The organism is Burkholderia sp. Tr-862 (assembly GCF_011753085.1).
Lineage (GTDB): Bacteria > Pseudomonadota > Gammaproteobacteria > Burkholderiales > Burkholderiaceae > Burkholderia > Burkholderia ambifaria.
Genome location: NZ_VWWG01000050.1, coordinates 36646 through 43013, shown reverse-complemented (window position 1 = coordinate 43013; position 6368 = coordinate 36646). Strand labels below are relative to the sequence as shown.

6 protein-coding genes are annotated in these 6368 nt (G+C 69.1%); 5 read left to right on the top strand and 1 reads right to left on the bottom strand.

The window, feature by feature from the left end; genetic code table 11:
• The 5 genes from F3J14_RS16405 to F3J14_RS16385 form a co-directional block, all read left to right on the top strand.
• The coding region (locus F3J14_RS16405; protein WP_166723898.1) for an alpha/beta hydrolase fold domain-containing protein at positions 1-479 on the top strand (479 nt) is incomplete at its 5' end.
• On the top strand, positions 476-1600 hold the full coding sequence (gene ribBA / locus F3J14_RS16400; protein WP_166723897.1) for a bifunctional 3,4-dihydroxy-2-butanone-4-phosphate synthase/GTP cyclohydrolase II: 1125 nt from the start codon (positions 476-478) through the stop codon (positions 1598-1600). The genes F3J14_RS16405 and ribBA, both read left to right, overlap by 4 nt.
• 171 nt (positions 1601-1771) lie before the next feature.
• Positions 1772-2203, top strand: coding sequence for a helix-turn-helix transcriptional regulator (locus F3J14_RS16395; protein WP_166723896.1), 432 nt, complete (start codon positions 1772-1774; stop codon positions 2201-2203).
• 2 nt (positions 2204-2205) lie between these two features.
• Positions 2206-3540, top strand: coding sequence for a type II toxin-antitoxin system HipA family toxin (locus F3J14_RS16390; protein ID WP_166723895.1), 1335 nt, complete (start codon positions 2206-2208; stop codon positions 3538-3540).
• Between the two features lie 110 nt (positions 3541-3650).
• The gene (locus F3J14_RS16385) at positions 3651-4886 is read left to right on the top strand and encodes an NADH:flavin oxidoreductase (protein WP_166723900.1); all 1236 of its coding nucleotides are present in this window, start codon (positions 3651-3653) and stop codon (positions 4884-4886) included.
• Positions 4887-4940: 54 nt separating this feature from the next.
• On the opposite strand, the gene F3J14_RS16380 is transcribed toward F3J14_RS16385, so the two are convergent.
• Positions 4941-6068 carry a VOC family protein gene (locus F3J14_RS16380; protein ID WP_166723894.1) on the bottom strand — a complete coding sequence of 376 codons (1128 nt, stop codon included), beginning with the start codon at positions 6066-6068 and terminating at the stop codon, positions 4941-4943.
• Positions 6069-6368: the final 300 nt, after the last annotated feature.

Sequence of the window (6368 nt, the reverse complement as noted above, 5' to 3'; positions counted from 1 at the left end):
ACAGCGCGGGCGGCAACCTGGCCGCGGTCGCCGCGCTGCAGCTGCGCGGCTCGGGCATCGCGATCGCGCACCAGTTGCTGCTGTATCCGGTCGTCGATTGCGCGAACGAGCATTCGTCCTACGAATCGCTCGGCGAAGGCTATTTCCTGACGGCGGACGCGATGCGCTGGTTCAAGCGCCAGTATTTCGACGACGGCGCCGACCGCGCATCGCCGCTCGCGAGCCCGCTCGCCGTGGCGGACCTGTCGGGCGCGGCGCCGGCCACCATCGTCAGCGCGGAATTCGATCCGCTGCGCGACGAGGCGGAAGCGTATGCACTGCGGCTCGCGCAGGCGGGTACACCGGTGTCGCTCGTACGCTGGCCGGGCCAGTTGCACGGTTTCGCGAGCATGCTCGGCGCGCTCGACGCGGCCGATCGCGTGCTGACGTTCAGCGCCGACGCACTGCGCCGTGCATTCGACGCGACGGAGGCACAATGACGCTCGCCCGTACGCTGGAAATCGTCGACGAGCTGCGTGCTGGGCGGAAGGTCCTGCTCGTCGACGAAGAGGATCGCGAAAACGAAGGCGATCTCGTGATCGCGGCCGATCACGTGACGTCCGAAGCGATCAACTTCATGGCGCGCTTCGGGCGCGGGCTGATCTGCCTGACGCTGACCGCCGAGCGCTGCGAGCAGCTGAGGCTGCCGCCGATGGCCGATCACAACGGCACGCCGTTCGGTACCGCGTTCACGGTCAGCATCGAGGCGGCCGACGGCGTGACGACCGGCATTTCCGCGGCCGATCGCGCGCACACGATCCGCACGGCGGTCCGCTCGGGCGCACGCGCGGACGATCTCGTGCAGCCCGGCCACGTATTTCCGATCGCTGCGCGCCCGGGCGGCGTGCTGGTGCGCGCGGGGCACACCGAGGCCGGCTGCGATCTCGCGGCGCTCGCCGGGCTCACGCCCGCGTCGGTGATCTGCGAGGTGATGAACGACGACGGCACGATGGCGCGGCTGCCCGAGCTGAAGGCGTTTGCCGCTCAGCATGGGCTGAAGATCGGCACGATCGCCGACCTGATCCACTATCGCCGCGAGCACGAATCGCTCGTCGAGCGCGTCGGCGAGCGGCCGCTGCATACGCCGTGGGGCCGGTTCCGCGCGATCGAGTATCGCGACACGGTGCATGGCGCACCGCATCTCGCGCTGGTGCGCGGCGAGCCCGATCCGTCGACGCCCGTGCTGACGCGCGTGCACGAATGCCATTCACTGCTCGACCTGCTCGACGCGGAGCCGTCCGCGCATTCGTGGCCGCTGCACGCGGCGCTGCAGCGGATCGATGCGGTCGGCTGCGGCGTCGCGGTGCTGCTCGACTGCGACATGCGCGGCGACGCGATGCGCACGCCGGCAGGCCATGCGCGCCGCGACGGCCGCGTGACAGGGATCGGATCGCAGATCCTGCGCGAGCTCGGCCTGCGACGGCTGAACGTGCTGTCGAGCCCGTTCCGGCTGCCGGCGCTGTCGGGGCACGACCTGGAGATCATGGCGTTCATCCCGCTCGGCGACGACGATCCGGAAAGCGCGCGCGCCGCGCAGGCGAGCCCGCTGCGGGCGGCGTGACGCAGCGCCGGCGGGCGCTTCGCCCGTCGTTGCATCGACCCGTGGGTTTCCGCCTGACAGGCTATCGTTTGTTTTTGTGAAATACAGTCTCGGGTTTGTATTTTGACGATACATACCATAGACTGTATTTTTCGATTACAAGCGATCGCCTGTCATTTCGCGGAGAGCCCCATGGCATTCCCAGTCCAGACCTTGAGTCAGTTGCGCCCGATACTCGTCGGCTTCCGGAAGTCCGCGGGGTTCACGCAGGCGCAGCTCGCCGCCCGCCTCGGCGTCACGCAGCAGTCGTACGCGCAGCTCGAAGCCAATCCGTCCGCGGTCAGCATCGAACGGTTTTTCAAGGTGCTGAACGTGCTCGGGGTGCGCCTGACGCTGGATCCAGGCACGCCGGACGACACAGCGAGGCCCGACGTCGCCGCGCCCGCGCCCAAGCGCGCAACGTCCGCGCGCGGTCGCTCGTCAGGTTCGTCCGGCTCGGCCGCCTCGTCCGATACGCCGGGCCGCCCGCCGGCCGCCGCGAAGGCCCCCTCCGCCGGCGCGCGGAAACGGCCTGCCGCGGCGACACCCGGCAAGCCCCGGAACCCGAAGCGGGAGGACTGGTGACGATGGCCCGCCGCCCCCGCCACGACCGCCTCGACCTGTGGATGAACGGCATCCCGGTCGGATACTGGGAAGTCCGGCGCGGCGCCGAGCGCCTCGTCTACCTGCCGGCATGGATCGACGATCCGCAGGGGCGTCCGCTGTCGCTGTCCCTGCCGTTCACGCCCGGCAACCAGCCGCACCAGGGCGCGGTCGTCGCCGATTACTTCGACAATCTGCTACCGGACAGCCAGCCGATCCGCCGCCGCATCGCGCAGCGCTACCGGCTGGGATCGACGGCGCCGTTCGAACTGCTCGCGTCGATCGGGCGCGATTGCGTCGGTGCGCTGCAGCTGCTGCCGCCCGACGAGACGCCGGTCGACCTGCAGGCGATCGACGGCACCGCGCTCGACGACGCAGCCGTCGCCGACGTGCTGCGCCACGCGACCGCCGCGCCGCTGCCCGGCCACGCGGAACCGGACGGCGAATTACGTCTGTCGATCGCCGGCGCGCAGGAAAAGACCGCGCTGCTGCACCACGGCAACCGCTGGCTGCTGCCCGCGGGCAGCACGCCCACCACGCATATCTTCAAGCTGCCGCTGGGGCGCGTCGGGAACATGCAGGCCGACATGCGCACGTCGGTCGAGAACGAATGGCTGTGCTCGAAGATCGTCGCCGCCTACGGCCTGCCGGTGGCCGCGTGCGACATCGGCCGGTTCGACGACCAGAAGGCGCTGATCGTCGAGCGCTTCGACCGCCGCCCGTCCCGCGACGGCACGTGGATCCTGCGGCTGCCGCAGGAGGACATGTGCCAGGCGACCGGCACGCCGTCGGGCGCGAAATACGAATCCGACGGCGGCCCCGGCATCGCGACGATCATGGGTATCCTCGCGAATTCCGCCGAGGCCGCGCAGGACCGGAAGAACTTCTTCGTCACGCAGCTCGTGTTCTGGGTACTCGCGGCCATCGACGGCCATGCGAAGAATTTCAGCATCGCGCACCTGCCGGGCAACACATATCGGAGCACGCCGCTGTACGACGTGCTGTCCGCGCATCCGATCATCGGCACGCGACGCAACCAGCTGCCGCCGCGACGCGCGCGGCTGGCAATGGCCGTGTGCGGGAAGAATCGCCATTACGTGATCGCCGACATCCAGCCGCGTCACTGGATCGCGCAAGGCGCACGTGTCGGTCTGACCGAAGACGAGGTCCGCGCGGCAATGGCCGGCGTGGCCGAACGCACCGAACCGGCGATCGCCGACGTCGCCTCGCGCATTCCCGCGGACTTCCCCGCAGACGTGTCCGATGCGATCTTCGACGGGATGCGCCGCCAGGCGCGCAAGCTCGGCGCGGCCGACTAGGCGGTACGGGCGCGGCCGCGCCACGGCGGCGGGTCGTCCACGTGGACGATGCGGCGCCGCGCCGGCTCCGCACAATGGTCGCCATGCCCATTCCCGACGCCCGCCCCGACATGGAACCCGCCGCCCTCGATACCGCGTTCAGCCCGCTGCAGATCGGCCCGCTGACGTTGCGCAACCGCCTGATCAAGTCGGCGACCAACGAAGGCATGACGCCGAACGGCGTCCCGTCGCGTGCGCTCGTCGGGTTTCATGAGCGCATCGCCGAAGGCGGCGCCGCGCTGACGACCGTCGCGTACTGCGCGATCAGCGACGACGGCCGCACGTTCGTCGACCAGGCGCAGCTCGATGCGCCGACGGTCCGGCAATTCCGCGCGCTGACCGACGCGGTGCATCGCCACGGCGCGGCGGCGTCCGCGCAGATCACGCACGGCGGCTGCTTCACGTTCCTGCCGTCGCTGTCGACGAAACGGCCGTTGAGCGCATCGGGCGGTTTCAACAAGGTCGGCGTGATGAGCGGCCGCTTCCTGAAGCAGGCGATGACGCGCGACCAGATGACCGTGATCGCCGACGAATTCGCGCGTGCGGCGCGGCATGCACGCGACGCGGGCTTCGACGCGGTCGAGATTCACATGGGGCACGGTTATCTGCTGAGCCAGTTCCTGTCGCCGCTGTACAACCGTCGCCGCGACGCGTACGGCGGCGATGCGGCGCGGCGCGCGGCGTTCCCCGTCGAGGTGCTGCGCCGTGTGCTCGATGCGGTCGGCCGCGATCTCGCCGTGGTCTGCAAGATCGGCGTAACCGAAGGCGTGCGCGGCGGCGGGACGGCCGACGACGCCTGCGAGATCGCACGGCGGCTCGAGGCCGAAGGCGCGCATCTGCTGGTGTTGAGCGGCGGGATGAACGTCGAGTCGGTATGGCAGCTGTTCGGCAGCCCGCTGCCCGGCGACGCGCGCGCGAACGCCGACAACGCGATCGTGCGCGCCGCGATGGCGCTGCAAAAGCTCACCGAGCCGAAGCTGGGCGCGTTTCGCGAAATGTATTTCCTCGAGCATTCGAAGAAAGTGCGCGCGGCCGTCCGGATGCCGCTTGCCTATCTCGGCGGCGTGCGCTCGCGCGAGAACGTCGCGCTGGCGATGCGCGAAGGGTTCGACGCGGTGGCGCTCGCCCGCGCGCTGGTGTTCGAGCCGGGCTTCGTGAACGGGCTGCGCGACGGCCGAATCGCGCAGTCGGGCTGCACGTCATGCAACCGCTGCGTCGTGTCGATGTACACGCCCGGGGGCACCGCGTGCGTGCTGAAGGAGCCGAACGACCCGGCGCCGAACCGTGTGCCGGCCGTGGGTGCTTGAGGTCGGGCCGCGGCTGATGCCGCGCTCGCGGCTACCGACGCGCCCCTCTGCCGTTCAGCCGGCGTCGCGGGCGCGGGCCAGCGCCGCGAGGTTCCCTTCCCCGAATCCGTGGTGCCCTTGCCGCTGCACGATCTCGAAGAAGATCTCGCCGGGTCGGCGCTTGACGAAGGTCTGGAAGAACAGCCGCGGCACGCCATCGCTGCCGATTTCGCCGTCGACCAGCACCGCGCGGCGGCGCAGCGCATCGAGATCGACGCCGTGCCCCGGCAGCCGCGCATCGACTTCGTCGTAATAGCGCGCCGGCGGCTCGATGAATTCGACGCCGTTCGCGCGCAGCGCATCGACGCTCGCCAGGATGTCGTCGGTCGACAGCGCAACGTGCTGGACGCCTTCGCCGGGATGGTCCGGCAGATACGCGTGCATCAGCTCGGTGCGCCGCGTGCCTTCCTCATACACAGGAATCCGCACCGCGCCGCACGGCGACACCATCACGCGCGACTCTTCCGATACATGCCAGTGCGCATCGATCTCATGGATTTCGCGGAAGTGCAGCAGGTCATGGTAGAAGTCGAGCCATTCGCGCATGCGCCCCGCGCCGACCGTCTGCGTGAAGTGGTCGACCTGTTGCAGGCCCGTGCCCACGCAATCGTGATCGGTATGGGCGGTCGCGATATCGATCGGCCGGAAATCGATGTCGAAGATCGAGATGTCGCCGACGCCGCCGCGCTGGCCGTCCCGTCCGCGCCAGCGGTCGACGAAATAGAGGTGCGAATCGCCGATGCCCTGGATCGCGGGAATCTTCAGCTCACCGACTCCAATCCGCTCACCCTCGAACGCCCACGCGCCCAGCTCAATCGCCCGTTCGAACGCGCGCCGCGCACTCGCCACGCGCAGCCCGATCGCGCAGACGCCCATCCCGTATTCCTCCGCATAGCGCGCCGCGAACGATTCGGGCTCGGCGTTGATCAGGAATTGCATCTGCCCTTGCCGATACAGCGTGACGTTCTTGCTCACATGGCGCGCGATCGCCTTGAACCCGAGCTGCTCGAAGCGTTGCGCGAGCGCGTCCGGCACCGGCGCCGCGAACTCGACGAATTCGAGTCCGGCCATCCCGAGCGGATTGGCGGCCGGATCGGCGACGGGCGGCGTATCGCTGGACAGGGGGTGGGAATTGCCGGGCATTCCAGTCTCCGGGGCATGCAGTCGATGAGGATGACGCCCGGCGCGCGCGGCACGCCCGGCCGATGCGACGGCCGGACATCCGCCCGATCCGGGCGAGGTTTTGATGGTCCAGATTTTAACCAGATCGTTCACGGCGGCACACCCTGACCGAACGGGATATCGGTACCTCGCTTAGTGCAAACCCGAAAAGCGTTCGATAATCGCACATAATAGAACGATAATCGCGCACTTTGACCGATCGGCCAATTGCCGGGACGGCGCGCGCACCCTATTCTCCGCTCACCCCATCGACTTAATGCA

Bases quoted from the DNA above. Each gene is read 5' to 3' on its own strand.
- F3J14_RS16390 (WP_166723895.1), top strand. From the start codon at position 2,206: ATGGCCCGCCGCCCCCGCCACGACCGCCTCGACCTGTGGATGAACGGC.
- F3J14_RS16385 (WP_166723900.1), top strand. From the start codon at position 3,651: ATGGAACCCGCCGCCCTCGATACCGCGTTCAGCCCGCTGCAGATCGGC.
- ribBA (WP_166723897.1), top strand. From the start codon at position 476: ATGACGCTCGCCCGTACGCTGGAAATCGTCGACGAGCTGCGTGCTGGG.
- F3J14_RS16395 (WP_166723896.1), top strand. From the start codon at position 1,772: ATGGCATTCCCAGTCCAGACCTTGAGTCAGTTGCGCCCGATACTCGTC.
- F3J14_RS16380 (WP_166723894.1), bottom strand. From the start codon at position 6,068: ATGCCCGGCAATTCCCACCCCCTGTCCAGCGATACGCCGCCCGTCGCC.